The organism is Nitrospira defluvii, from assembly GCF_905220995.1.
GTDB classification, from domain to species: domain Bacteria; phylum Nitrospirota; class Nitrospiria; order Nitrospirales; family Nitrospiraceae; genus Nitrospira_A; species Nitrospira_A defluvii_C.
Genome location: NZ_CAJNBJ010000022.1, coordinates 62,464 through 88,217, shown reverse-complemented (window position 1 = coordinate 88,217; position 25,754 = coordinate 62,464). Strand labels below are relative to the sequence as shown.

Genomic DNA, 25,754 nt, shown 5'->3' with positions numbered 1-25,754 from the left:
ACCGCGCCGCTTGCGCACGGTCGGTCACGAGCAGCGCCGCCTGGCTGTCGTCGAGCATGTAGCGCAGCCGCTCGACGGGGTACGACGGATCGAGCGGCACGAAGGCGGCCCCCGCATACCAGGTGCCCAGCAGGGCGACCACGAGCTCCACCGACCGGTCCAGCGCGACCGCCACGAGGCATTCCGGTCCGACTCTGCGGCGACGGAGGGCCTGGGCAAGTTGGTACGCCTGCCGGAGCAACGCCGCATAGGTCACGGTCGTCGCGCCCGCCCGCACGGCGATGGCCGCCGGTGTCCGCGCCGCTTGCGCCGCAATCTGCGCCGGCACGGCCGTCCGCGCATAGGCCCGCGCCGTCTGGTTCCACCCCCCCACCACCTGCCCCCGCTCCGCTTCGTCCATCAGGGGAAGGAGGCCCAGGCGCCCGTGGGGTGCCTGCACCATGCCCATGAGCAGCGTTTCCAGCTGTCGGACCAGGCGATGCGCCCTGTCGTCCCGGAACCGGCTCCGTTGGTACCAGAGCGAACAGGTGAGCTCCTTCCCCGGCAACACGTTCAGGGTCAAGGGATAGTTTGTTTGCCCGGACAGGACTACCTGCTCCACGGTGACGCCCGTCTCCCCTTCCAGGCGTTCGTCCATGGGATGGTTGTCGAATACGACCAGGCTTTCGAACAACGGCTGCCCTCGCGGCACCTCGCTCCAGCTTTGAATCTGCACCAGCGGGGTCTGCTCAAATTGCCGCAGTTCGCCGTTCTGCGCCAGCAACGTTTGTAACCAGTCGGAGAGGACCGCATCGGGCGCGACGCGGATACGTAACGGCAGGGTGTTGATGAAGAGCCCCATCATGGTGTCGATCCCCGGAAGGTCGGAGGACCGGCCGGAGACGGTCGTCCCGAACAAGACGTCCGATTCCCGGCTGTAGCGGCTCAACAGGATGGCCCAGGCCCCCTGCACGAGCGTATTGAGCGTCACCCGATGCGTCTGCGCGAAGGTGCGCAATTGTGCGGTCGCCTCGGAGGAGAGTGCGACGGTGGCGATGCCGTTGGGGGGACCAGGCGCAACCTGATCGGCAACGATCTCTTCACCCAGAACCGTCGGCGTCGTCTTGCCCTTCAGGGCCGCACGCCAAAAGCGCTCGGCCTCGGTCTGGTCTTGAGCAAGCAGCCTGGCGATATGATGGCGATAGGGCACGACCGGTTCGATCCGCAACGGCTCTCCGCGCTGCCTCGCCTGATAGGTGCTCAAGACCTCTTGCAACAGAATCGGCAGGCACCAGCCATCCATGAGTATGTGGTGGTGCGTCCACAACACCGCGTAGGACTCCTGCGCGAGACGGATCAGCGCGAGACGCATCAGCGGCGGCCGTTCAAAGTCGAAATCGGTCCGCCGGTCTTCTTCTACCAAGCGATTGAACCGACGATCCTGTTCGTCCGGTGGACAGTCACGCCAATCCAACTCCGCCCAGGGCAACCGCACGGAGGGCAGCACGATCTGGATCGGCGACGAAACCTCACGCCACAACAACCTCGTCCGCAAGACCGGATGTCGATCGAGGATCCGCTGCCACGCCTCGCGAAACAGCAATGGGTCCAGGGTACCCTGCATGCGCCAACTCATCTGCTCGACGTAGACGCCGGATCCTGGGGCATAGAGGCTGTGAAAGAGCAGGCCCTGCTGCAGAGGGCTCAGCGGATACGCATCTTCGAGGGTCGGACAGGCTGCCTCCGCTGCGGCGTACGAGGCCTCGTCAAGCAGGCGGGCAGACAGATCGGTCGCACTGTGTTGCGGACTGCCTTCGTGGGGCTCGGCCGATGCCGCAGCCAATTCGGCGATGGTTTGATGCTGAAAGAGCTGCCTCGGGGTCAACGACAACCCCCGGTGCCTGGCACGGTTCACCACTTGCAAGCTGAGGATGGAATCCCCCCCGCATTCAAAGAAGTTGTCATGAATCCCGACCCGTTCGATCTGCAGGACGTCCGCCCAAATCTCTGCGAGCTGCGCTTCGACGGCATCGCGTGGAGGCACATACTCCTCGCTGCTCCCTTCCGGTGGCTTCGGCAAGGAGAATCGATCGACCTTGCCGTTTGCCGTGCGAGGGATGACTTCGACACACAGGAACTGTGATGGAATCATCGCCTCGGGGAGTTGCCGCCGCAGGGCGCCGCGCCACTCCTCGACAGATGGCGAAGGATCGCCTGACGTCACCACATAGGCCACCAGCCGTTTTTGGCCCGGACGGTCCTCTCGCAAGACCGTGACCGTGTCCCGAATGCCGGGCAACGATCGCAAACGAGCGTCGATCTCTTCCGGTTCGATCCGCACGCCACGTAGTTTGATTTGATGGTCGACTCGCCCGAGGAATTCCAGATTCCCGTCGCGCCGCACGCGCACCAGATCACCGGTGCGATACAGCCGCGCGCCGGGCTCCGGCCCGAACGGATCCGGAACGAACACCGCAGCCGTGCGTGACGCGTCGTTGATGTAGCCGCGCCCGACACCGACGCCGCCGATACACAATTCGCCCGGTACCCCGACCGGCACCGGCGCCAGCCAGCGATCCAGCACGACGAGTCGTATGCCGCGAATGGCGCGTCCGATCGGCATGCAGACATCGTCGGCCGTCGGCGGGGTGGCGATCGTCGCCGTGGCGACATCGTCCGCACATTCGGCCGGGCCATAGGCGTTCACCAACGGGATGCAGGGATAGCGCTCGAGCCATTCCCGGCAGAGCTGCGGCGGCAGGGTTTCGCCGGTGGGCAATAACCAGCGCAACGGTCGGAGGCTCGCCGTCTCCTGGCTGTCCAACATACCCTTGAGCAAGATCGGTACCGTCTCGGCCACGGTGACCTTGCCCTGGTCAAGGTAATGCAGCAGGCGCGATGGATCGCGCGCCACGTCCTCAGGGACGATCAGCGTTCGGCCCCCGCACAAGAGCGCGGCGAGATGTTGCCAGACGGAGATATCGAAACAGGGAGAGGCGGTCTGCGCCACCACATCCGACGAGCCAAGGCTTAACGATTCGCGTTTACTCCAGAGGTGGTTCATCAAGCCCCGTTGCGTGACCATGGCCCCCTTGGGACTGCCGGTCGAGCCTGAGGTATAGATGATGTAGGCCAACTGATCGGGCGAACAGCGGCGAGCCGCACACGAAGCGGTGCCCATGCTTCCAAGCCCGTCGATGCTGACCAGCGCGACGGCTCCCGACGACACCAGCGGACTGGCCTCCAGAAGCAAGGCGCGCGCGGACTCGCTCGTCACAACCACGCGAGCTCCGCTCGAAGCCATGACCTCGTTCCAGCGAGCCGCCGGATGTGTGAGGTCCAGCGGCAGATATGCGCCGCCCGCTTTCAGTACCCCCACGATGGCTGTCAGCAACATGATGCCGCGATCCAACACAAGCGCCACGACCGTATCCGGCCCCACGCCGACGGTCGAGAGTGCATGGGCAATCCGATCGGCCTCCCCTTTCAGCTCCGCATAGGTTCGCGTCACTCCCCGGCACTCGACGGCGACGGCGTCCGGGCTCCGCTCCACCTGTGCCTCAAAGGCCGCGGCAAAGTCGGAGAATCCCGCCGCATCGACGGAAGGCTCCGGCCCGACCAACAGCGCCTGCAGTTGCTCTTCCGGCGAAAGGAACGGGAGTTCGTTCAGCCTGCGATCCGGTTGCGCGCAGATGCCGGCCAACAGGGTCTGAAAGTGCTCGGCCATGCGGGCGATGGTCTGCTCATCGAACAGATCGGTGTTGTATTCGAAGACTCCTTCCAAGCCCGTCTCCGTTTCGGCCATGTCCAACGACAGATCGAATTTGGCGGCCGAGGTATCCACTTCCGTAATCTCGACCAGCAACCCGGGGAGCGACAGGGCTTCGTTCAGCGCGGTCTGGAGCACGAACAACACTTGGAACAAGGGAGAATGACTCAGGGCTCGCGCCGGTTTCAGCGTATCCACCAGTTCTTCGAACGGTAATTCCTGATGCTCCTGCCCGCCGATGACGACTTCCCGGACCCGTTCGAGCAGTTGGGGGAACGTGGGGTTGTGCGAGAGGTTCGTCCGCAGCACGAGAGTATTCGCAAAAAAACCGATAAGATCTTCCGTCTCGCGTTTCGTCCGGCAGGCGATGGGTGTCCCGACACAGATATCCTCGAGGCCCGTGTAGCGCATCAGCCAGGTCTGAAATGCGGCCAACAGGGTCATAAACAGGGTCACGTTGTGCCGGCGGCTGAGGTCCCGCAAGCCCGCTGCGATGGACGTCGGGATGGCGAAGTCATAACGGCTCCCCGACGAGGTTTGGACGGCTCCACGCGGGCGGTCGGTGGGCAACGCGATGACGGGCAGGTCCCCGGCCAACTGTTTCTTCCAATAGGCCAGCTGACGCTCCAGGACTTCCCCTTGCAGCCACCCGCGCTGCCATTCCGCATAATCGGCATATTGGATCGGCAGGTTCGGGAGGGGCGCCTCGATCCCGATCACCGCCGCGGCATAGAGTCGGGCGAATTCACGCGCCAGGATCTGCGCAGACCAGCCGTCGCACACAATATGGTGCAACGTGACCACCAGCAGATGGTCGTGTTCTGCGATATCGAACAGGCGCAGCCGCAGCAGAGGGCCACGCTCGAGATCGAACGGACGCTGCGCTTCCTCGCGCGCGGCCTGTCGTACGGCCTCCGGTCGATTCTCCACAACGTCGCATTCCAAGGTGACATGACCGGCCGCCGCCACGATCTGGACCGGTTCGCCCTCCTCCGACCCGAAGGTCGTGCGCAGGACCTCGTGCCGTGCCACGATGCGATTGAAACAGTCCAGGAGGATCTCCCGATCCACCCGCCCTTCCATCCGCACCGCGATGGCCGTGTTGTAGGAGGCGCTGTCCGGTTCCAACTGTGACAGGAACCACAACCGCCGTTGCCCGAAGCTCATCGGAAACAGATACTGTTCCGCTTCCGCCGCCGGCTCTTGTGCGCGATCCTGAGGCATCAGCATGGACCTTGGGCTCCCCTCGGTTCGGCCATGGCGACGAGGATCTGCCGGCGCCCGGTAAACGGCGTCCGGCCGTGGGCGGCCAGCATGTTGTCGAGCATCATCACGTCGCCTTGCTGCCAGGCGAATTGCACGGCAAGGCTCCGGTAGACGTCTCGAATTTCATCGAGAAGATCGGCTTCGATCGGGCTCCCGTCGCCGTAACAGGCGTTTCTGGGAAGGTCCTCTTCCGACACGACGGCCAAGAGGGCCTCGCGCACTGCCGGATCGAGATTCGAGACATGAAACAGGTGGGCCTGGTTGAACCACACCCGTTCGCCGGTGCGAGGATGGGTCGCGACCGCCTGCGCCACTTGCCTGGTTCGCAATTCACCGTCTTCCTTCCACTCGTAGTGAATGTTGTTGTCGCGGCAGAATTGTTCCACGACCGCTGGGTCTTGGGTGTTGAACACTTTTTGCCACGGCACGTCCAAGCCGTTTCCGTAGTTGCGGACGTACATGATCTGCTTTTCGGCGAACCGTTCGCGAATGCGGGCCGGTATGCATCGATAGACCTCGCGGCTATCCGCAATCGGGGTATACCCGCCTTCGACGGGCGCATGACCGCAGTAGAACCAAATCTTCATCGGCCATTCCCTGGTATAGGCCTGTTCGTTGTGCAGTGGAATGTGTTGGTGCGGCGGATATTCCGTCGAGGTATAGACGTGCCGTTGGACTTGCGATCTCGGCGTTGAACCGAATTCGTAAGACACGAGGGAGGTCGTGAAGGCACTCACGAAGGATTCAAAGTCGTGAACGGAGCGAACCGGCAGGCCGCGAAACAGCAACCCCCCGCAGGAGGGCAGCAAGGTGTTCGCATAGTAACGGGCAGCTTCGAAATACTCGTCCAATCGACGGTCTACCGTGGGAGTCACGACGCAGGGCAGACGGCCGTCGGCCGTGAGCGGCTCGGCCGTCAGTCCCCCTTGCTCCTGCAGACTGCCATTGACGCCGGCGAGCGGCGCACAGGACATTCCTCTTTCATGATTCATCGTGGTACCTCCGGCTTCAGGTTGACGGGGACAGGGTCGATCCGCCGCGTCACCGTCGCGTCTGCATGTAGGGTTGCAGAATGAACGTCACCGTCTCCGCCACGACCGATTGCGCGGTCCGGATGAAGAAGTGATCCCCTTGAAACAGCCACAATTGAAACCCGTCCGCGGTGTGCTCCCTCCACGGCTCTAGCTTGGCGGCTCCGACCGCGTCATCCGCCATGCCGCCAAAGGCGGTGATCGGACAGCTCAGGGGCGGGGCCTCGTGATGGACGTAGGTATCGCGCAACGAAAAATCGGCGCGCAGCGTCGGCAGCATCAATTCCATCAGTTCGGCATGCTCCAGGATTTCGCGCGGCGTCCCGTTGAACCGCCTCATCCGTTCCAGAAACTCCTCGTCGGGAAGATCGAAGAGCCGGTCGTGGTCGCGCAGCTGCGGAGCAGGACAGCCAGACACGAACAGATGGACGGGAGTGATGTCGAAGCGGCGGCGCAACTCGCGGGCGCATTCAAAGGCGAGTAATCCGCCGATACTGTGGCCGAACAGGGCCACGGGTCTGTGGCAGACCGGCTCGATCGCCTCGACCAACTCCCCGACCGCGCGATGCAGGTCCCCGATCGGCTCCTCCTTCATCCTGGCCTCCCGGCCCGGCAGGTGCACCGCGCATAGCTCGATGTCCTGCAACAGGTCGGACGGCCACGAACGGAACAGGGATGGGCCGCCTCCGGCATAGGGAAAGCCGATCAGGCGAAGACCGGTCCCCGGGCGGCACGTCACCAACCACGGGCGGCGATCGGTCGTGGTCAGCATGGCGCCGCCTGGTTTTCCGTCTGCTCAGTCTGCTCAGCCTGCTCCGCCATCCACTTGCGCAGACTCAGCGGCCGCATATCCGTCCAGACTTCCTTGATATAGGCCAGACATTCGTCTTTCAGGCCGGTCTTGCCCGCATCCTTCCAGCCCAGCGGGTTATCGCGATAGGAAGGCCAAATGGAGTATTGCTCCTCATGATTGACCACCACCTTGTAGATCGTTGTGTCTTCCTGTTCGTCCTGTCCCATGACGCCTCCTGTGTGTTGTGAGTGAGCTGCGACTTTACAATCGAGTGGCACGACTCTCCGGCGAAAACTTCAGTGTCTGAATCGGTTTTCCGGCCAGCAACGAGGTCGGGAGGCCCTGACTCCAGTTGCGTTGCTGATCGCGGTAGTGCGATGAGAGCGGATGCCCGGACTGGCCGCCCGGCATATGAAACAACGCGTCCGCATGGTGCGCCGGTGAGACCACCATCCGTTCACTGGCCGTCAAGCTCCCGCTCTGCACACGCACACAGGGTCCGCAGCCGGAAGCGGCATCATCCCCCATGTCCAACCATCGTCCCACGATCGGAAGAGCCTCACTCAGCGGATGGGCCATGCGCACTCGATTCGCCGTGCCCCACGCCAGCTCGTCGATGCGCGAGATCCCGTAGTCGGTCTTGAGGGCCGCGACGGTCTCAGCCAATTGATGAAGGAGGAACGACGGCCAATCCGTGAACGTCACGGGGTCGGGCAACGTGGGGAGAGCCTGCTCGATCAGCAGACTCCTGAGCGGCGTATTGAGATCGCCGTCAAACACGAAACCGGCGTCTTTCTCTCGGCAGCCTTGGAGGAACGGAGCGAAGACGGAGGCACTTAGATTTCGGCGAAACAGTACCATCAACGCGAATCCTCGACTGTCCTTGTCGGCCCGTCCATCCCACGTCTCGACGGCCTGGCGTGCGTCCGCCAGCTCGGGGCGGCGGGCGATGACGTCATCGGTGAGCAGGCCTCGCAACAGGTCGCGATAGAAGTCGTAGACCTGGGTCGTCGTATCCAATTGGAGCGCCAGCAGGTCCTGCTCTCGAATCCGCTCCATGGAGCGCAGTCGTTCCGTAATTCGAAAGGCACGGTACCCGCTCGCATACGCGTGGCCGATGACGTAGGGATAGGTCTCGTCCGTCATACGGTGGTTGGCGCTTACGAGGTACCCGGAGGGAGGATCAACGATTCGGGGAAGTTCGTCCGGCGGAATGAACCCACTCCATCCAGTCCGTCCATCGGACCAGGACTGGCTGACCGACCCATCCAGACCACGCCGGATTGGAATTCTTCCCATATACGTCCAGGCAATGTGCCCGCCGGCATCTGCCAAGAGGATATTGTTCGGCGGCGTTCCCGCCCGCGTGGCGACGGCGATGCCATCCCAAACTGAACGGGCCTGGTCCATGTGAAGCAAGCCGAGATCCACCGCCTCCGGATCCAAGGCCGTCCAACGGAGTGCGACCGGTTGTCCCATCAACGGCTCCTCCGCCACAGGTCCCCAACGCGTCTCCTGAATGTCCACGATCCGATCAGGGCCGCCGCTGACGGCAATGCGCTCTTGGCGTTGAATGAACCGCTCCCACCCCTCGGGCGTGGCATACTCGTTCGGATTCTGCGGGTTGAGTTCGAGGCGTACGAGATCCAGAAAATCCCCTTCGACGTTCGTGAGGCCCCAGGACACCGACCCGTTGGAACCGGCAATGACAACCGGAATGCCGGGCACCACGACTCCGCTGAGTTCACTCCTCCCATAGCGCAACTGAACTCGATACCAGATGTTAGGCACTCCCACATCGAGATGCATGTCGTTCGCCAGGATGGCTCTGCCGTCCGCAGTTTTCGCCGGTCCCACGACCCACGCGTTCGACCCGATCTCCCGTTTCCGGCTCGGCACCATCGACATCTGCGACGAGCGGCTCTGCGCCCCTGTCCGACGAAGTGCGGCCAAGGCTTCCACCGGTACCGGAGCCGGCAGCTCATGACGATTCCCTCCCCTCAGCAGCTGTGCCGTATATGGGTCCAACGAAGGGAGCAGGAATCCCGCGACATCTTCCGGCAGCGAGGCTTTCATCACGGTTCGCATCCGTTCGTCATCCTCGGAACCATTCAGCATCTGGAACATCGCCAAAACGACCAGGAGACTGTCTGTCGGCTCCCAGCGGGTCGGACGATAGGCCAGCACGAGACATTCGAACGGCGGGATCCTCATCTCGTCCAGAAACGTATTCACGCCCTCGGCGTAGGCCGACAGCACGGCCGACTGATCCGCGGGGAGCCTCCGCAGCACCGCTTCCGCCACCCTCGACAAACCGAGCCGGCGCTGTTTGACATCGATCGGCACGGCCTGGTCGCCGAAGATCTCGGCCAACCGTCCCGCGCTTGTGCGACGCAGGAGATCCATCTGAAAGAGACGGTCCTGAGCCGTCACATAACCGAGCACCCGGAAGGCATCGACGCGGGATTCGGCGGTCACCGTCGGGATGCCATACCCGTCGAAGGCCACCGCCACCGGCGCCTGCAGTCCCGGAAGCGTCAAGGCGCCGTCGCGAACCGGCAGCGAGGCGGAGCAGACCAGCCAGAGAACGGCGGCTCCGGCGACCATGCTCCCAATGACAATGGCGAAGAGACGGCGCCCGGTCATCATGCCTCGTGTTGTTGTTCAGCTGCCCTCACGGCATCTGCGAAGATGGTGGCGATCGTATCGATTTGCTCCGCCGTCACGATGAGAGGCGGCAGAAAACGGACCACGCTGTTATGGCGCCCGCCTAACTCGAGGATCAGCCCTCGACGCAGGGCTTCGTGCTGGATCGCCGATGCGAGTCCCGGAGCACAGGGGTGACAACCCGGGAAGTCGGTCGGCTCATCCCGGTCCACAATTTCCACGCCCAGCATAAGCCCGCGCCCCCGTACATCGCCGATGCTCCGGGACTCGGCCTGAATCCGTCGGAGCAATCCGAAGAGACGCTCCCCCATGCGGGCCGCATGTTCGTCGATCCGTTCGGCCACGATGAATTCCATGGTGGCCTGGCCCGTCGCCATGGCAAGTTGATTGCCCCTGAACGTGCCGGCATGGGCCCCGGCGGTCCATCGATCCCATTCGGGTCGATAGACGACCACGCTGAGCGGCAACCCTCCACCGACGGCCTTCGACAACACCACGACATCAGGCACGATGCCGGCATGTTCGAACGCAAACAGACGACCGGTTCGCCCGAGTCCCGTCTGTACCTCGTCGATAATCAGGGGAATTCCCCGTTGCGCGGTGATGCGGCGGATCTCTTGAAGCCACGAGACGGCCGCCGGGATGACCCCACCTTCCCCCTGCACGACTTCCAAGATCATGGCCGCCGGCTCCACGACACCGCTGTTGGGGTCGTCTAGCATCCGTTCGATGTAAGCCGAGGAGAGTCGCACGCCCTTTTCCCCGCCGACACCGAAAGGACAACGGTAATCGTAGGGAAACGGCAGAAAATGTACGTCGGCCATTAGCCCGCTCACGGCTTCCTTCGGCGCCAGATGCCCCGTCAGTCCCAGGGTGCCGTGCGTCATCCCGTGATAGGCCCCGTGAAACGCCAACACCGTCCGGCGCCCGCGCGCGATCTTGACGAGCTTGATGGCGGCTTCCACCGCATCCGCGCCAGAGGGTCCGCAAAACTGGATTTTCGCGCCTTCGGCAAATGCAGCCGGCAGACAGTCGAAGAGCGTACTCACGAACCGGTCTTTCACGGGTGTCGTCAGGTCCAGTGTTTGGAACGGCAGGCCATCCCGCAACATGCGGTTGATCGCATCGACGACGACCGGATGGTTATGTCCGAGGGCCAGCGCCCCGGCGCAGGCCAGACAATCGATATAGCTACGGCCGTCGGTATCCTGTACATACAGGCCCTTTCCCTTGCTCAGGGCCAACGGCAGCCGTCGGGGATAACTGCGCGCATTCGATTCCCGCGCGGCCTGGCGCTCCAGGTAAGGATTGTCCCGCGACAGCTCCCTGGGGGAGACGCAACCGGTCGGGAGGGCTTCCCACATTTCATCCACGTGAACCGACATCACCACACCTCCTCGCGACAAAGACCCATCACGTTATGAAGCCGTGCCGGCCCCGTGCGAACGGGACGGCGACGACCATGTCTGCTCCCCGGCCAGGTCGGCCGCCTCGGGAGACTCGACCAATCGACCGAGATCCAGTCGGATACACCGGTCGGCCCAAGAGAAATAGCGGTCGTCATGCGTGATCACCAGGACCGCCTTTCCCCGAGCCTTCAGATCGGGCAGCAATTCCGTATAAAACACCTTGCGGAACAACGGATCCTGATCCGCGGCCCACTCGTCGAACAGATAAAAGGGCCGGTCCTCGACGTAGGCCGTCAGCAGGGCGAGTCGTTTGCGTTGGCCCTGCGACAACGCGTGGGTGGAGAAGGTCCCCCCTTCGATACGGACCTTCGATTCCAGCCGCAGTCGCTCAAGGTACACGCGCGCCACCCCATCCAGATTGTCCTGCTCCAGTCCGAGCAGCGAGTCGAACAAATGAAAATCGGAAAATACGGTTGAGAACAGCTGCCGGTAGGCTTCGCGATTGCTGTCGCCGATCGGCACACCGTCCAACGCAATATGCCCGCCGTCCGGCGGATAGAGTCCGAGGAGCAAGAGCGCCAGCGTCGTCTTGCCGCTGCCGTTGCCGCCGATTAGGAACGTCACCTCGCCGGGCCGGAACGTCAAATCGATGGGCCCGAGCAGAAAGGGGCGTTCATCGCCTTCCCGGGCATACTGGTGTGTGACGTTGACCAAATCGAGCCGGGTCCACCCGCGAACGTTCAAGTCGACGCCGATCCCTTCCGCTTGCCGATCTGGTTCGCGCCGGTCGCCGTCCGTGGCAGCAGCGAGCGACAACCCCAGGGTGTCGATCTTGTTCAACGCCACGTTGGCGCGCCCCACGCCCGGCAGCAATTCGACGATTTGGGAAAACGGCCCCATCAGGTACAGCAACACCAGCGTCGTCCCGACGATGGTGTCCGTCGAGTCGGCGTGCCATGACGGCCAGACGAACAAGACCGTGCCGATGGCGACGTAGAACAACAGCAGCCCCCAGCTGGACGCGATGGAATAGACCGTCATGCCACCGACGAAGTCCCGCTCATAGGTCTTCACCGTGTGCCTGAGTTGATCGTCGAGAAACGCTTGTCTCCTCCCGCGATGCAGCTTGAGTTCCTTGATCCCCGCCATGATCGAGCGGAAGTGGCCAAACAGACGATCGCTGGTCTCGCGGGATCGCGTGAAAAACGCGATGGCCTTGCGTTCCTGCCACTGAAAGGTCAGGGCGCCGAGGGTCATCACGCTCAACACGAGCAAGAGGATCGGCCACGACAACCAGCCGAGGTAGGCCAGACAACCCAGCGTCGTCGCCACGTTGATGCCGATCAGGGGCAATTGCACATAGGCCTGCGCGATCACGTCGGTATCCTCGCTCAAGGCGGCCAACAGCCGGTGATGGCCCAGTCGATCGAGTTGCCCGAGGGGCGCATCGAGGATGCGGCGGCTCAATTGATACCGAAGTTCCGAGATCGTCGATTGTCCCAGCCGGGTGAGCAGAATTTCCGAGAGGGCCTTGCAGACGGCCACCGCGACTACCAGTCCAAGAAAACTCCAGGCCAGGGACGCCGAGACCGGCGATTCGTTCATGCCTCGATGGATCACCGCGATCAATCCCGCTCCCGCAAGCCCACTGATCAGGCCGGCCGCGATCGAGCAGCACATCAGCCCCCAGGATTTCTTGAGCAAGAATCGAATCAAATCCATCCGCTTAGCCCTACGCCGTGACACTCCGCAACCGTCGTGATGCGCGCGGCACGGGCACGATCCCCGCTTCCTCGCGCTCCCCCGACGCCTGCGCGGCACGAATGGTTGCAGCCAAACCCGAGACCGTCGGAGCAGAGAAGAAGTCCCGCAACGACACCTCCAGTCGGTACAGCTCCTGCACACGATTCAGAAGCTGCAGCGCAGCCAGAGATTCTCCCCCTGCCTGGAAAAAATCCTGCTCGCGACTGATCTGTTCCACCCCCAGCACGTGGCGCCAGAGTCCTTCAAGTTGTCGTTCCAGTTCCTCGCGATCCTCAGGAACAGGTCTGGAAGACGATGCGTTTGCCGTGATCATGCCGGAATGCGACCGGAGCGCTCCGTTCAATGCGAGCGGTTGTCCATCTGTGGCGATCAAGGCCGGCAGGTCGCGAATGGATTGCACCAGCTGCGCCAGGTCCGGTCCCTGGAGTATGCGTCGAACGACCTCTAGGCTTTCCTGCTCAGTCATGCCGTCCAATTCGGCGTCGCCGACGCCCAGGGTGCGCATGACGGCTTCGGCCTTGATCGCCATGCCGACATGGCGCCAACGGTCGAAGTTGACGGAGAGCATGCGCCGCCCCGCGCTTCGACCAGCCTGCGCCAAGGCATCGAGATAGGCATTCGCCGCGCAATAGGCGCTTTGCCCGATCCCGCCGACCACGGCCGTCAAAGACGAACAGAACAACAGCAGGTCCAGTGGCTCCTCCCGAAACAACTCGTCCAGCACTGCGGCACCCAGAACCTTCGCCCGGAACTCCTCCCAGACGGACTGAGTCGTTTTGAATGCCAGTAATCCGCCGCCCGCGACGCCTGCCGCATGAATGACGGCATGGATGGGGCCAAACCGTGCATGCACCTGCTCGATGACCTCCCGCATCTGCGCGAGGTCGGCCACGTCGGCCCGGCACAGCAAGACCTCGGCCCCGAGCCGTTCCAAACTCGCCACCGTCTCTCGTTGTTCAGTCGACGGTTGGGAGCGGCCCACGAGCGCCACTCGCACATGTCTGCTGCGGATAAGCTGTTCCGCCATGCGCAGGCCTACTCCACCCAATCCGCCGGTAATCAGACAGACCGCTCGATCACGCAGCATGCATCGTCCATCCGCGGTTGCTTCAGGCGGCAGCGGCTCGAAGCTTCGCACCCATCGATGCGGACCGCGGTAGACGACGATGGGATCGAGATCGGCCGCGGACGCTTCCGAGACCAACCGCTCTCCCCACCGGTTCGGCGCGGGAGCGTCGAACAGTCGGTGGTCCAGATCGAGCACCCGGCACGAGAGGCCGGGGTATTCCTGCGGCATGACCAACGCGGCACCCAGGAGCGTGGCCCGTTCCGGGGAGATGCGCTCTTCGCCGGTGACGTGATGGAGCCCCTGGGTGAGGATGAGAAAAGAGGGACGGGTCTCAGAGGGTTCGCCGAAGACTTGCGCCAACAACATCAGGTGGAGAAACCCTCGCGTCTGCGCCGCGCGAAGTCGATCCTCGTCAGGTCCCTGCCCCCACAGGCCGTCCAACGTCCAGGCCTGAACCAGACAAGATGGGTCGGCGCCGCCGGCAGCCAATTCCCGGCGCAACGTCTCATGATCGTCGTGTGAATCGAGACGAAGCCGATAGCGACCGTCGGACTCGCGGACAAATCCGGCCCCAGGACGCACCGTGGTGACCGAGCCGACCAGCGGCGTCAACTGTGCGCGCAACCAGCCCTCGGCTCGATCATCATCGACGAAGATCAGCCAGTGGCCGTCGGTGCGCAGTTCCCTTTTGGAGACAAGCACCGACCGCTTCCAGGATGGTTGATAGAACCACTGCGAGGGATCTCTGCGGCTGTTGAGAGAAGCCGACTGCGGCGCGTCCTGCCGAGTCTCGAGCCAATAACGTTGCCGTTCGAACGGATAGGCGGGCAAGGGCACTCGCCTGCCGCGTCGCCCACTCCGCACTCCGTTCCAATCAACCGATGCCCCGGCGCCCCACAAGGACCCCAGCGTCATCAACAGACCTGCCACCTCCTGTTGCTCTCGTCCCGTGATGGACGCCAGGATAGGAACGGCCGAGGCTTCGGCATGGCGTTGCGCGAGCGTCTGCAGGGTGCGACCTGGTCCGACTTCCAACAGGATCGGCGGCGGCCCCTCGCACAACGTACGAACGCCGTCGGAGAAGCGGACGGTCCCGCGAAGATGACAGACCCAGTAGGCCGGATCGGCGGCCTCGTCGCGACGGATCCACCCCCCGGTCACGTTCGAGACCCAGGGGATTCGCACCTCATGAAACGTCACGGTCGAAAGGAAGGAGGAGAAGCGCCCGAGCATCGGCTCCATCATGGCCGAGTGAAACGCGTGAGAGGTCGAAAGCCGGCGCAGCGTGATGCCGCGGGCCGCCAGGTCGTCTTCGAATCTCGTGAGCGACTCCTGCGGACCGGAGACGACGCATTGTGTCGGAGCGTTCACCGCCGCGAGGTCCAGTCCCGGGCCGAGCAGAGGGCGTAGCTCCGCTTCCGTCAAGGAAACGGCGGCCATCCCTCCCGTCGCCAACTCCTGCATGAGCCACCCTCGCATCGCAACCACCGCGAGCGCATCCTCCAAGGAGAACAACCCGGACAGGCACGCGGCGACGTATTCACCGATACTGTGGCCGATCATGGCGACGGGCGAGACGCCCCAGGCCATCCAGGTGCGCGCGAGCGCATACTCAAGAACGAACAACGCCGGCTGCGTCATGGCCGTGCGATGGATCAGTTCGCTCTCCCCGGCCACGTTGGGGAACAGTACCGTGCGAATGTCCCGCCCGAGATGGCGCGTGAGCAGATCGGCGCAACGATCGATCTCTTGCCGGAATGTCGGCTGATGTTCGTAGAGCGCCCGCCCCATGTGGGCGTATTGTGAGCCCTGCCCGGAAAACATGAAGGCGACGCGATCGGTCTCCGCGATCGGGCCCGACGCGCCGGAGAGCATCCCCGGACCGGCAAGCCACTGGCGAGCCTCCTCAACCGACTGAGCCACGACCCAGCGGCGATAGGGAAAGGTCCGGCGACCTTCCTGCAGTGTGTACGCCACATCGTCGAGATCGACGTCGGGAGTCGCGGCCAAGGAGTCGGCCAGGCACTCCGCTGCTTTGGCAACGGCTTCTTTGGAGCGAGCCGAGAGGATCAGCAGTCGAGGTCTCTCGTCGGGCGATGCCGAAGCGGCGGGGGCGGCCGGTGCCTCTTCCAGCACGATATGGGCGTTGGTGCCGCCGAGACCGAAGGAACTCACGCCTGCACGCCGCGGACGGCGTCCCTCCCACTGTGTCAACATCCGATTCACGTAAAACGGCGTGACGGTGAAATCGATGGCGGGATTGGGATCGGTAAAATGCAAGCTGGCTGGAATCTTCCGGTGGACGAGGGCCAATATCGTTTTGATCATCCCGGCGATACCGGCCGCGGCATCGAGGTGTCCGATATTGGTTTTGACTGAGCCGATCGCACAGAACCCCGTTCGCGCTGTGGTGGCACGAAACGCCTCCGTCAGTCCCGCCACTTCGATGGGATCTCCCATCGGCGTACCGGTCCCATGCGCCTCCACGTACGAGATCGACTCGGCGTCGACACCGGCCGCGACATGGGCAGCGGTGATCACACGGGCCTGTCCCTCGACCCCGGGTGCCGTATACCCGACCTTCGAAGCGCCGTCGTTGTTGACGGCCGACCCTTTGATGACGGCCAGGATGTGGTCGCCATCGACCAGCGCATCGTGGAGCCGCTTCAACAGCACGAGCCCGACCCCGCTGCCCCCGACGGTGCCCTCCGCCTTCGCATCGAAGGCGCGACAGTGCCCGTCCGGTGAGACGATGCCTCCTTCCTGATACAGATACCCGACCGTTTGGGGCACCGTAACGGACACCCCGCCCGCGAGGGCCATGTCACATTCACCGCTCAGCAAAGCCTGGCAGGCCAAATGGACCGCGACCAGGGACGTGGAGCAGGCCGTCTGGACAGCGAGGCTCGGACCACGGAGATTCAATTTGTACGACAGCCTCGTGGCCAGAGAATCTTTCTCGACCCCCAACATCGCAGACATTTCTGCCGGCGATTGCAACAGGACCCGGCGCGGGAATAACTGATAGAGGTAGCCGCTCGTGCTGGAGCCGGCATACACCCCGATCGAGCCCGAATACCGCAACGGATCGTATCCCGCCCGATCGAACGTCTCCCAGGCACATTCCAGCAGCAGGCGCTGTTGGGGGTCCGTCATCTCCGCTTCCTTCGGTGTCATCCCGAACAGGGGCGCATCGAACAGATCGATCCCATCCAGAATGGCGCGGGCCTTCACATAATTCGTGCGTTCGGCCGTCTGTCGATCGACACCGGCATCCAAGAGTTGTTGGAGGGTCAGCGCGGAGACTGATTCTTCCCCCGTGCAGAGATTCCGCCAAAACGTCTCGACGTCGGGCGCCCCGGGAAAGCGACCGGCCATGCCGATCACGGCAATGTCCAAGCCATCCTGCTGCTCGGTCGTTATACTCTGTGGATCCATACGGTTCATTCGCTTTTCGATCCAGCCCGCTGGGCACGGCGTTGCCTGAGCCGACGCACCCCCGCATTGCGCGTGTCTTTCAGCTGTTGAGTCCGAGTGTTTTCGACAGAGGCATCCTGGGCGCCTCCCATCGCGGCGGCCAAGGTACGAATCGTGGGATAGCGGAACAGATCCACCATCGAAAGATCCCGATCGGCGATGGTCCGCAACTGCGTCAACACTTTTGGCAGCAGCAACGAATGGCCGCCGAGGTCGAAAAAGTTGTCATGAACGCCGATGTCCCGAACTCCCAACACCTCTTCCCAGATTGCGGCCACCGCCCGTTCGCGCTGGTCCGCCGGAAGAGCCCGTTCCCGAGAGGAGTCCGGCGCGGATCGCACCAGCGCCTGCAACGCCTTCCGATCGACCTTGCCGCGGGTGGTTGTCGGCCAGGCATCCAGGAAGACCCAGCGGCTGGGGACCATATAGTCCGGTACCCGGGAGGCGAGAAACTCGCGGAGATCGAGCCCGGTGAGTGCATGGGATCCGTGGACCACGACATACCCAACCAGGCGCGCCTCGCCCGCCCGCTCCTGCCTGGTCAGACGAAGGCGGAGCAGCCGGCGGTGGGAATCACTGAGTCGCTGGATGCGCTGCATCTGATCCGTCATGTCACTTCACCACCTTGACCAACACCATGGAGTCCGCCCACCAGTAATGACAATCGTCCGGCGGCAGGAGCGATCGCACCACGCTCAGCGTAAAGGAGCTGAAATGCGACAGCAGGAACCGCTGGTGGCGTCGGCTGAAGGAATCGATCTCGTTGGTGTAATAGGTAAAGACGCCGCCGGGACGCAGGAGCTTCGCCGCGACGGGAATGAACCCCTCGGCGAAATTGATACTATTGATCACCGATTCCTCGAACTCCGCCTCGCTGGCTGGATAGGTATCGAAGAACACGCCGTCGAACATCCCCAAATCGTCCACCACGTCCTGCCAGCGCCCCTGCACGAGCCGGATATCGCGATCGCGATAACGCTCGGTCCATTCGCCGAAGGCCTGCATGACCTCCCGATTGCATTCGATGATGGTGTGGGAGCGTGGTTGACCCGCCTGAATGTAGGAAGCCGAGATCCCCATGCCGAACCCGATTTCGAGCACGTCGCCCCGCTGGTCGGTGACGATATCGGCCATCGCCTTCATCAACGGCGCCTCCCAATCCTGCATGACCTGCTGCCCCTCGATGATCAGCTCCGACGGTCGATACTCCGCATGACTGTCCGTCCAGCTGCGCGCGATGTCGGCCCGGTCCGACCCGGACACGAACCGTTTGGACACGTCGTCGAGGGCGAGCAGATCGTCGGAGAACTCGTCGAGGGCACGCCGCAGCAGCCAATTGCGTTGATTGGCGCGCGGAGGGGTGAGGAACTCATCCTTGTTGATCTTGAGGAACACCTCGAATTCCGGTTTGCGTTGAATCACCGTTTTCCTCCGTTGCTCGCTATCCGACTCCAGGTCGTAGAGCCATTGCGCCTCGGCCACCGACAGCGTTTCGATGCTCCGCACCATCTGCTCGCACTCGACCTCGCGCACCCCCGCGAGAAGCGTCGACCAATCGGCACCCTGGTCGGACTCAAGCCACACCCGAACGTCTTTGACCTGTGGATGAAGCCGGATGTGGCTCTCGATATCCTGCAGCTCCACACGGAAACCGCGAATCTTGATTTGATCATCTCTGCGGCCGAGAAACTCCAATTGGCCGTCGGCCCGGCGGCGCGCCAGATCGCCCGTGCGATACAACCGCGCTCCTCCTTCGATACTGAAAGGATGAGGAATGAAGCGTTCGGCTGTCAGCGCAGGCAGGCGGTGGTATCCGCGCGCCAATCCTGCTCCGCCGATGTAGAGCTCGCCGGAGACACCGATCGGGACCGGCTGACAGTGAGGATCCAGGACATAGAGTTCGACGTTGGCGATCGGCCGGCCGATGGGAACGGTTCGCCACTCGGGTTTCGGTGCGCCGCTCTCCAGGGGATAGATGCTGGCGGTGACGGTAGCCTCGGTCGGTCCATAGGCATTGCACCAGGCACAGGAGCCGGCTATGCGTCTCCAACGGCGCAGATCGTCCACGTGCACCTTCTCGCTGCCGACGATCGTCAGCCGGAGGGACGGCGGGAGCGCCACAGCGGTGCGTTCCACCTCCTCGATCCATCCGGCCCAATACGGGGTCGGCAAATTGACGACCGTCACCTGTCGCTTCCGGAGGTCGTCGCTGAAATCGTTATAGGCGGGAACGGGCACGTCGGATCGCAACACGACGGTGCCCCCGGCCAGCCACGTCGGGAAACACTCTTCCGCCACTACGTCGAAACTCGCGGAGGAAAACTGGAGGACACGATCCTGGGCTGAAAGCCCGTAGGCCTCACGCGTGGCCAGACCATGATTGCTCAGGGAGCGATGAGAGATGCCGATGCCTTTCGGCTGTCCCGTCGTGCCGGACGTGTACAACAGATAGGCCAGCTGATCCGGATGTGGGCCGGCCATGAGATTATGGTCGGGCAACGCGGCGGCGATTTCCCATTGCTCATCGAGAAAGAAGGTCGCCATCGCATGCGGCGGCAACCCGCCAACGTGTTTGGCTTGTGTCAGGATCAAGGAGGGTTGCGCGTCGCGAAGAATCGCGGATTTGCGTTCGATCGGATAGGCGGGATCCATCGGCACATAGACGGCACCGGCCTTCAGGCACCCCAGCAGGCCGACCGCAAGCTCCAACGAACGATCGACACAGAGCCCCACAGTCAGATCCGGCCCGATCCCTTGCAGTCGGAGATATCGCGCCAACTGATTGGCTCTGCGGTTCACGTCCTCGTAGGTGAGGGCACCCTGCGCGCTTTCAAGCGCAGGTGCGTCCGGCGTGAGACCTGTTTGTAATTCGATCAGGCGATGGAGACAAGCGTCTTGAAGCGCCGGCTTGTGCGGTCCTTTGCCCAGGGCCAGCACCGCAGCCTGTTCCGCAACCGAAAGCATCGGGCGTTCGCTCAGATGCCCGTCCGGTGCCGTCACGAGTTGCCGGAGCAGTTCATCCAGGTGTCCGGCCATTCGTGCGATGGTCGAGTCGGCAAACAGATCGGTACTATATTCAAACACGGCGTCCACGCTGCCGTCCGGCTTGCGGACCATTTCTAAGGTGAGGTCGAACACCGAGGTCCCCGTACCGACGGGCAGCCGCGAGACGTTCAGGTCGTCAAGCCGCGAGGCGTCCGGTGGTGTCTCCTCCAAGACGAACATGACCTGGAACAACGGTGTATGGCCGAGCTCCCTCGCCATCCCCAACTCATCCACCAACCGTTCGAAGGGAAGTTCCTGGTGCGCCTGCGCCTCGAGCACGGTCTTCCGCACTTGGCGCAGGAAGTCGGAAACGCTCGGGGCACAGCCCAGTTCCATCCTCAAGGCAACCGTATTGACGAAGCAGCCGACGAGCTGTTCCGATTCGCGTCTCCCACGATTGGCTACGGGCGTGCCGATGCAGAAGTCGGTCTGACCGCTGTATCGGGACAGCAGCAGCGCAAAGGCCGACAGCAACAGCATGAACGGCGTCACCCGATAACGACGGCCCAGGTCCTGAAGGCGTTCGCCGGTGGACCCTGAAATCGTCCAGGAATACCGTGCGCCTCGATGGCCCTGAACCGCGGGACGTGAATAGTCCCAGGGTAGCGTCAGCAACGGCGGCACCCCGTCAAGGCGGCTTCGCCAAAATTTGAGTTGCCGACGCTCGACGTCACTGCCGACCTGCCGGCGCTGCCACGCTGCGACATCTACGTATTGGAGGGGAAGCACCGGCAGAGAGACGGCTCGGTTGCGCCTGAAGGCGGTATAGAGGCTGGACAATTCACGCCGGATGATTTCCATTGACTGGCCGTCGGCGACGATGTGGTGCACGGTGACCGACAACAGGTGATCGGTCTCCGCGAGTCGAAACAGGCGGCAACGAATCAGCGGCCCGGCAGCCAGATCAAACGGTCGGCAGGCTTCCGCCTGCAACACAGAGAGCATGTCCGTGTCCCGCTGCCCCTTGCTGCCGGTGATCGGTTCTTCAATGGCCAAGGGGAGCGACAGATGCGGGGCGATGACGTGGGACGGACGGCCGTCGACCAGTGTGAACGAAGCCCGGAGGATCTCGTGACGTCGAACAATCTCGTTCACCGCACTACGTAGGGCCTCCACCTCAAGCGGCCCCTGTAGTCGCAATGCGACCGGAATGTTGTTGTTCGAACTGCCGGACGACAACTGTTCGAAGAACCAAAACCGTTCCTGAGAAAACGACAGGGGCAACGTGCTCTCCCGCGCCGTCGTCGGGATCGAGTCGCCTGAGGACTCAGCCGGAGCAGGAATAACGGAGGAGACGAACTCCGTGAAGGCGGCGAGTGTCGGATGTTCAAACAGCCTATCCAGCGGAACCTCGATGCCTCGAACCTCCTGGACACGCGCGACCATCTGCAATCCACGCAGGGAATCTCCACCTAGGGCAAAGAAGTCGTCCTGTGGTCCCACTGCCGGTCGGTTCAACACCTGGGACCACAGTTCGGCGATCGCCATTCCCACGTCCTCGTTCTCTGCCAACCCTGAGGCGAGGGTCTCTTGGACCAGAGCCGGAGCGTCCTGGACTGGCTCCAGAGTCGACTCCCCCACCGCGGATAACGATCGGGCGAGGAATTGCGTTCGACAGAGGCTTCGCTGCACCTTTCCACTGGAGGTCCTAGGTAAACTCCCGGCCTTGATAAGCACAATGGCGGAGATCGCCACCTCATGAGCCTGCGCCACAGCCTGACGGACGGCATCAGTGATCGCAGGCATATCGAGCGTTCCGGGGCGCGGCGAAACCTCTTGCACCACGACCAACCGCTCTTCTTCACCCTCGGTCACAGAGAAGGCCGCGCAACCACCGGGCCTGAGGGACTGATGGCATTCTTCGACCGTCCGCTCGATGTCCTGTGGGTAATGGTTTCGGCCGCGGACGATGATGAGATCCTTCAAGCGACCCGTGACGAACAGGTCGCCGCCATGCAGAAACCCGAGATCGCCCGTCCTGAGAAACGGGCCTTCGCCGCTCGTCGCCAACGTCGCCTGAAAGGTCGCCTTGGATGCCTCCTCATCCTCCCAATAGCCCTGCGCTACGGATGGACCCCCGACCCAAATCTCCCCCTCTTGACCATCGGGGCACGCAATGCCGGAATCCGGATGGACGATACGGACCGACTGTCCAGCTCTTGCCCTTCCGCAACCCACGATGCGGGTGTCCCGAGCAGTGGAAGATTCCCACGCCTCGTCGGCACCGGCGCCGGCCCCATTCGAGCGAACAACCAAGGGCGCACCCTTCGTTCCACCCGTCACCAGCAGCGTCGCTTCCGCTAATCCGTAACAGGGATAGAAGGCCTGCCGGCGAAAACCGCACACACCAAACCGCTGCGAGAAGCGCTCAATAGTTGCCGCACGCACCGGCTCGGCCCCGTTAAACGCCACGCTCCAGGAACGGAGATCCAAATCGGCGCGCTGGGCGTCGGTGACCTGCCTTGCACAGAGTTCGTACGAGAAGTTCGGCCCGCCGCTCGTCGTCGCACGATACTTGGTGATCGCGGACAACCATCGGACAGGCTTCTGCAGAAAGTGGACGGGTGACATCACAATGCAGGGGGCGCCTACATAGAGCGGCTGTAGGATATTTCCGATCAATCCCATGTCGTGATACAGCGGCAGCCAGCCCACGATGACATCGTCCGGCGTGTGCCCGAAGGATTCCTGGATCGCCCGCTGGTTGTGCAAGAGGTTGCCGTGCGACACCTTGACGCCTTTGGGGGTTCCGGTCGACCCGGACGTGTATTGGAGAAATGCCAGCGTATCGGGTGTGAGGCGCGGGTGAGTCCAATGTGATTCAATGCCGGGCTCGACCTGGTCGGTGTTCAGCCATTGCAGCGCGGCGAGATCTTCACAGGCTGTTCCCTTTTCCATCACACGCTTGAGCAGGTCACAGACGGACGTCGTCGAGAGGGCAAATTCGGCTCGCGAGTCCGCAAGGATCGCGCGCACCCGCGGCACGCCTCGCTGGCGTTGCGGCGGATAGGCCGGCACGGCAACGACGCCGGCATAGAGACAACCGAAAAATGCGGCGACATAGTCTAGCCCCGGAGGAAAGAGCAACAGTGCGCGAGACCCTTCTGCCCCGTACGATTGCAGCCACGCGGCAATGGCCCTTGCGCGCCGGTCCAATTCACCGTAGTCCCACCGAACCTCATTCCCTTCTCCGTCAAGCAGGTAGCTATACGCATGCCGAGCGGGAGTTTTTGTGCCCCGAGAATGAAGGAGATCTGTGAGTGTCGTGTGCATCCCTGTCACCACACCGTGAAATGGCTTGCTCTAGTTGATAGCCTTGTGCGTCCTCTCTTCTCCTAAGACGTATGGCGTGAGGAATCTTGCATGTTCATCTTCCTGATCCGTTCTGAAACAGCAGGGACCTCTCGCGGTGACTTCTCCGCCGCAGCGGTTCAACAGGAACTTTGAGGAAACGTTCGCGCAGATCGATCGTGAGGCCACTTTCGCCTTCCGACCTTGTACGGAAAAGACGCACTGAGAAATCAACGCGCACATCGCCACCCCATACCGAACAGGAGCATGCGCGAAAGGCGTTGGCCATCAGCGGATCTGAATGTCGTTGAAGCGCGTGGGCTGGTTGATCGTCACAAACCGGTTTGGCTGCTGTATTCTATGTGACGCTCCGATTCCACACGGCAGCTGGGGCGGGGGGAAACGCTGAAGTCACTGGGGGCGGACGGTCTTCTGCCGACCTGAACGCGCAGTGGAGCATGGATTACGTGCCGTTTTGCGAGGTCTTCGTTGGTCAGATTTGGGGATGTCGGGTCTGGAAATCAACATGAGTGGGCAGGTTGGAAATCGGAACCATCGCGATTTGTATGCCGCGATGGTTTTGCAGGGATGGCTTCACGGTCGATGGTAAACGACCAGTGGTCCATCCGGTTATCCAAGCTCACCACAGCGGACAATCACAAACAGATTTGGCTCGCTAGACTGCAATGCCATATCCTGAAGCGGCTGGTACCGACAGTTCAATTCTGTCACTCGGCACCATTAACGGCGGGCATGTGTACGTCATTCTGGCGAGAGTGAGGCCTACACCAACTCCACAACTGCTCGAAAAGCGCTTGCGCTGTAAGGGGACCGAGCTGAGTCGCACTTACCGATGCTCTGGACAGCTCGTTGATGGCCCGAGCACAATGCGGTAGGCGTCCGAATGGTAGAACTCAGGCAGAAGGAAGGAGATCTCGTGCTCGGAGACCGGCAGGGACTGATCGATCGTGACTACCGGCTTCTCAAGTGGAGCCGAACCCACATCGGGAATACGTTCGGCGCAGAGATGCGGTATTTCGTTTGACGCAGACCACACCCGTCCATGGCTGTTCCTAATGACCACTCTGGTCTCCTCCGTTGAGGAGTCCTGATATTTCCCCAGGAGCAACCGCAGAGTGCCGGACGGCTGCTCCAACGCCGCAAGGGCGTGAAGAGTCGGACTGTCCGTCATCGTTGATACCCGCACGCCACGCATATCGGCATACGTCTGATAGATGTGCCAGCCCGGCCGCTTCGACCGGCGGTCGACATACAACAACCCGTCCAGCGTAGGGTTGTCGCAGGTATTCTCCACGGAGCTCCGGCTCATGTCCTGAGGATCGGGCCAGCACGCCCGCATGGCACTGAGGATATCGGCCCGCTCATAGGCGGCAATCACCCCCGCTGTATAACCGGCAATCGTCCACGACTCCTGCCCCAATATCTCGTTCACCGAAATCGGTCTGGCCAACCCTTGCGCGCGCAAATAGCTTCGCAGATCGTCCACGTACCCCAGAACTCCGCCGGGATCGCCGTACTCATGGTACGCCACCACATCGGGAAACACGTCCTGTGACTGGCTCCATTCAAGAAATGGCTTGAGCAGACGGTATCGGCTGACGCTTGGCCCCACGATCTGGGCAGCGGGAATACGCTCCTTGATGCGTCGATAGGCGAGGCGCCAGCCTTCCTTGAGTCGCGCATTGTCATTGAGCGGAAGCGCAGCGAGATCCGGCTCGTTGTAGATATCCCACAACACGTGGAGCCGACGCGCGAGAACTTGATCGATGACACGGTCCACATGGGCCAACCAGGGCGTATAGTTTCCGTCGAGACCGATCTGGTTGATATCAAAAATTTGGAGGGCGAGATGATGAAATACCAAGCCGAGCGTGAGTTGAAACTCCGTCACACCAACTTGGGCGAGACGATCGTAATTGTTGAAGATATACCCCGCATTCCCCCGGAAACTCGTGGGTTTCAAGGGAGCAATGAGGCTCGTCGGAGGCTCCGTCGGTTCTATACTGACGAGATACCCGTTGGCCCGGTGATTCATCGGCCCTTGTTCGACACTGAGGTCCACCACGATCGTGCCGGCCTGGCTCCCCACAATCTGGAGCATCCAGAGCCCAACGGTCGAGAGACAGATCAACACCAGACGCCGAACCATATTGCCTCGCGTAGAGGGTGCGCA

Annotated in this window: 11 protein-coding genes; all 11 read right to left on the bottom strand. The window is 62.5% G+C overall.

The window, feature by feature from the left end; translation table 11 throughout:
- On the bottom strand, positions 1-4,978 hold a 4,978-nt coding region (locus KJA79_RS22730), incomplete at its 3' end, for a non-ribosomal peptide synthetase (protein WP_213044401.1).
- Complete coding sequence (locus tag KJA79_RS22725) at positions 4,972-5,988, bottom strand: TauD/TfdA family dioxygenase (RefSeq protein ID WP_425518134.1); 1,017 nt, start codon at positions 5,986-5,988, stop codon at positions 4,972-4,974. The genes KJA79_RS22730 and KJA79_RS22725, both read right to left, overlap by 7 nt.
- A gap of 67 nt (positions 5,989-6,055) precedes the next feature.
- Entirely contained in the window at positions 6,056-6,817 is a 762-nt protein-coding gene (locus tag KJA79_RS22720; protein ID WP_213044399.1) for a thioesterase II family protein, read from the bottom strand.
- Complete coding sequence (locus tag KJA79_RS22715) at positions 6,811-7,065, bottom strand: MbtH family protein (RefSeq protein WP_213044398.1); 255 nt, start codon at positions 7,063-7,065, stop codon at positions 6,811-6,813. Before KJA79_RS22715 ends, KJA79_RS22720 begins: the two co-directional genes overlap by 7 nt.
- A gap of 34 nt (positions 7,066-7,099) precedes the next feature.
- On the bottom strand, positions 7,100-9,487 hold the full coding sequence (locus KJA79_RS22710) for a penicillin acylase family protein (protein WP_213044397.1): 2,388 nt from the start codon (positions 9,485-9,487) through the stop codon (positions 7,100-7,102).
- The gene (locus tag KJA79_RS22705; protein WP_343224283.1) at positions 9,484-10,869 is read right to left on the bottom strand and encodes a diaminobutyrate--2-oxoglutarate transaminase; all 1,386 of its coding nucleotides are present in this window, start codon (positions 10,867-10,869) and stop codon (positions 9,484-9,486) included. The genes KJA79_RS22710 and KJA79_RS22705 overlap by 4 nt, the downstream gene beginning before the upstream one ends.
- A gap of 54 nt (positions 10,870-10,923) precedes the next feature.
- Entirely contained in the window at positions 10,924-12,636 is a 1,713-nt protein-coding gene (locus KJA79_RS22700; protein WP_213044395.1) for a cyclic peptide export ABC transporter, read from the bottom strand.
- Between the two features lie 10 nt (positions 12,637-12,646).
- The gene (locus tag KJA79_RS22695) at positions 12,647-17,185 is read right to left on the bottom strand and encodes a type I polyketide synthase (protein WP_213044394.1); all 4,539 of its coding nucleotides are present in this window, start codon (positions 17,183-17,185) and stop codon (positions 12,647-12,649) included.
- Positions 17,186-17,190: 5 nt separating this feature from the next.
- Positions 17,191-17,835, bottom strand: a complete 645-nt coding sequence (locus tag KJA79_RS22690) for a phosphopantetheine-binding protein (protein ID WP_213044393.1) — start codon at positions 17,833-17,835, stop codon at positions 17,191-17,193.
- Position 17,836: 1 nt separating this feature from the next.
- A complete protein-coding gene (locus KJA79_RS22685; RefSeq protein WP_213044392.1) occupies positions 17,837-23,542 on the bottom strand; it encodes a non-ribosomal peptide synthetase in 5,706 nt (1,901 codons plus the stop codon).
- Between the two features lie 865 nt (positions 23,543-24,407).
- On the bottom strand, positions 24,408-25,730 hold the full coding sequence (locus KJA79_RS22680) for a hypothetical protein (RefSeq protein ID WP_213044391.1): 1,323 nt from the start codon (positions 25,728-25,730) through the stop codon (positions 24,408-24,410).
- Between the last annotated feature and the right edge of the window lie 24 nt (positions 25,731-25,754).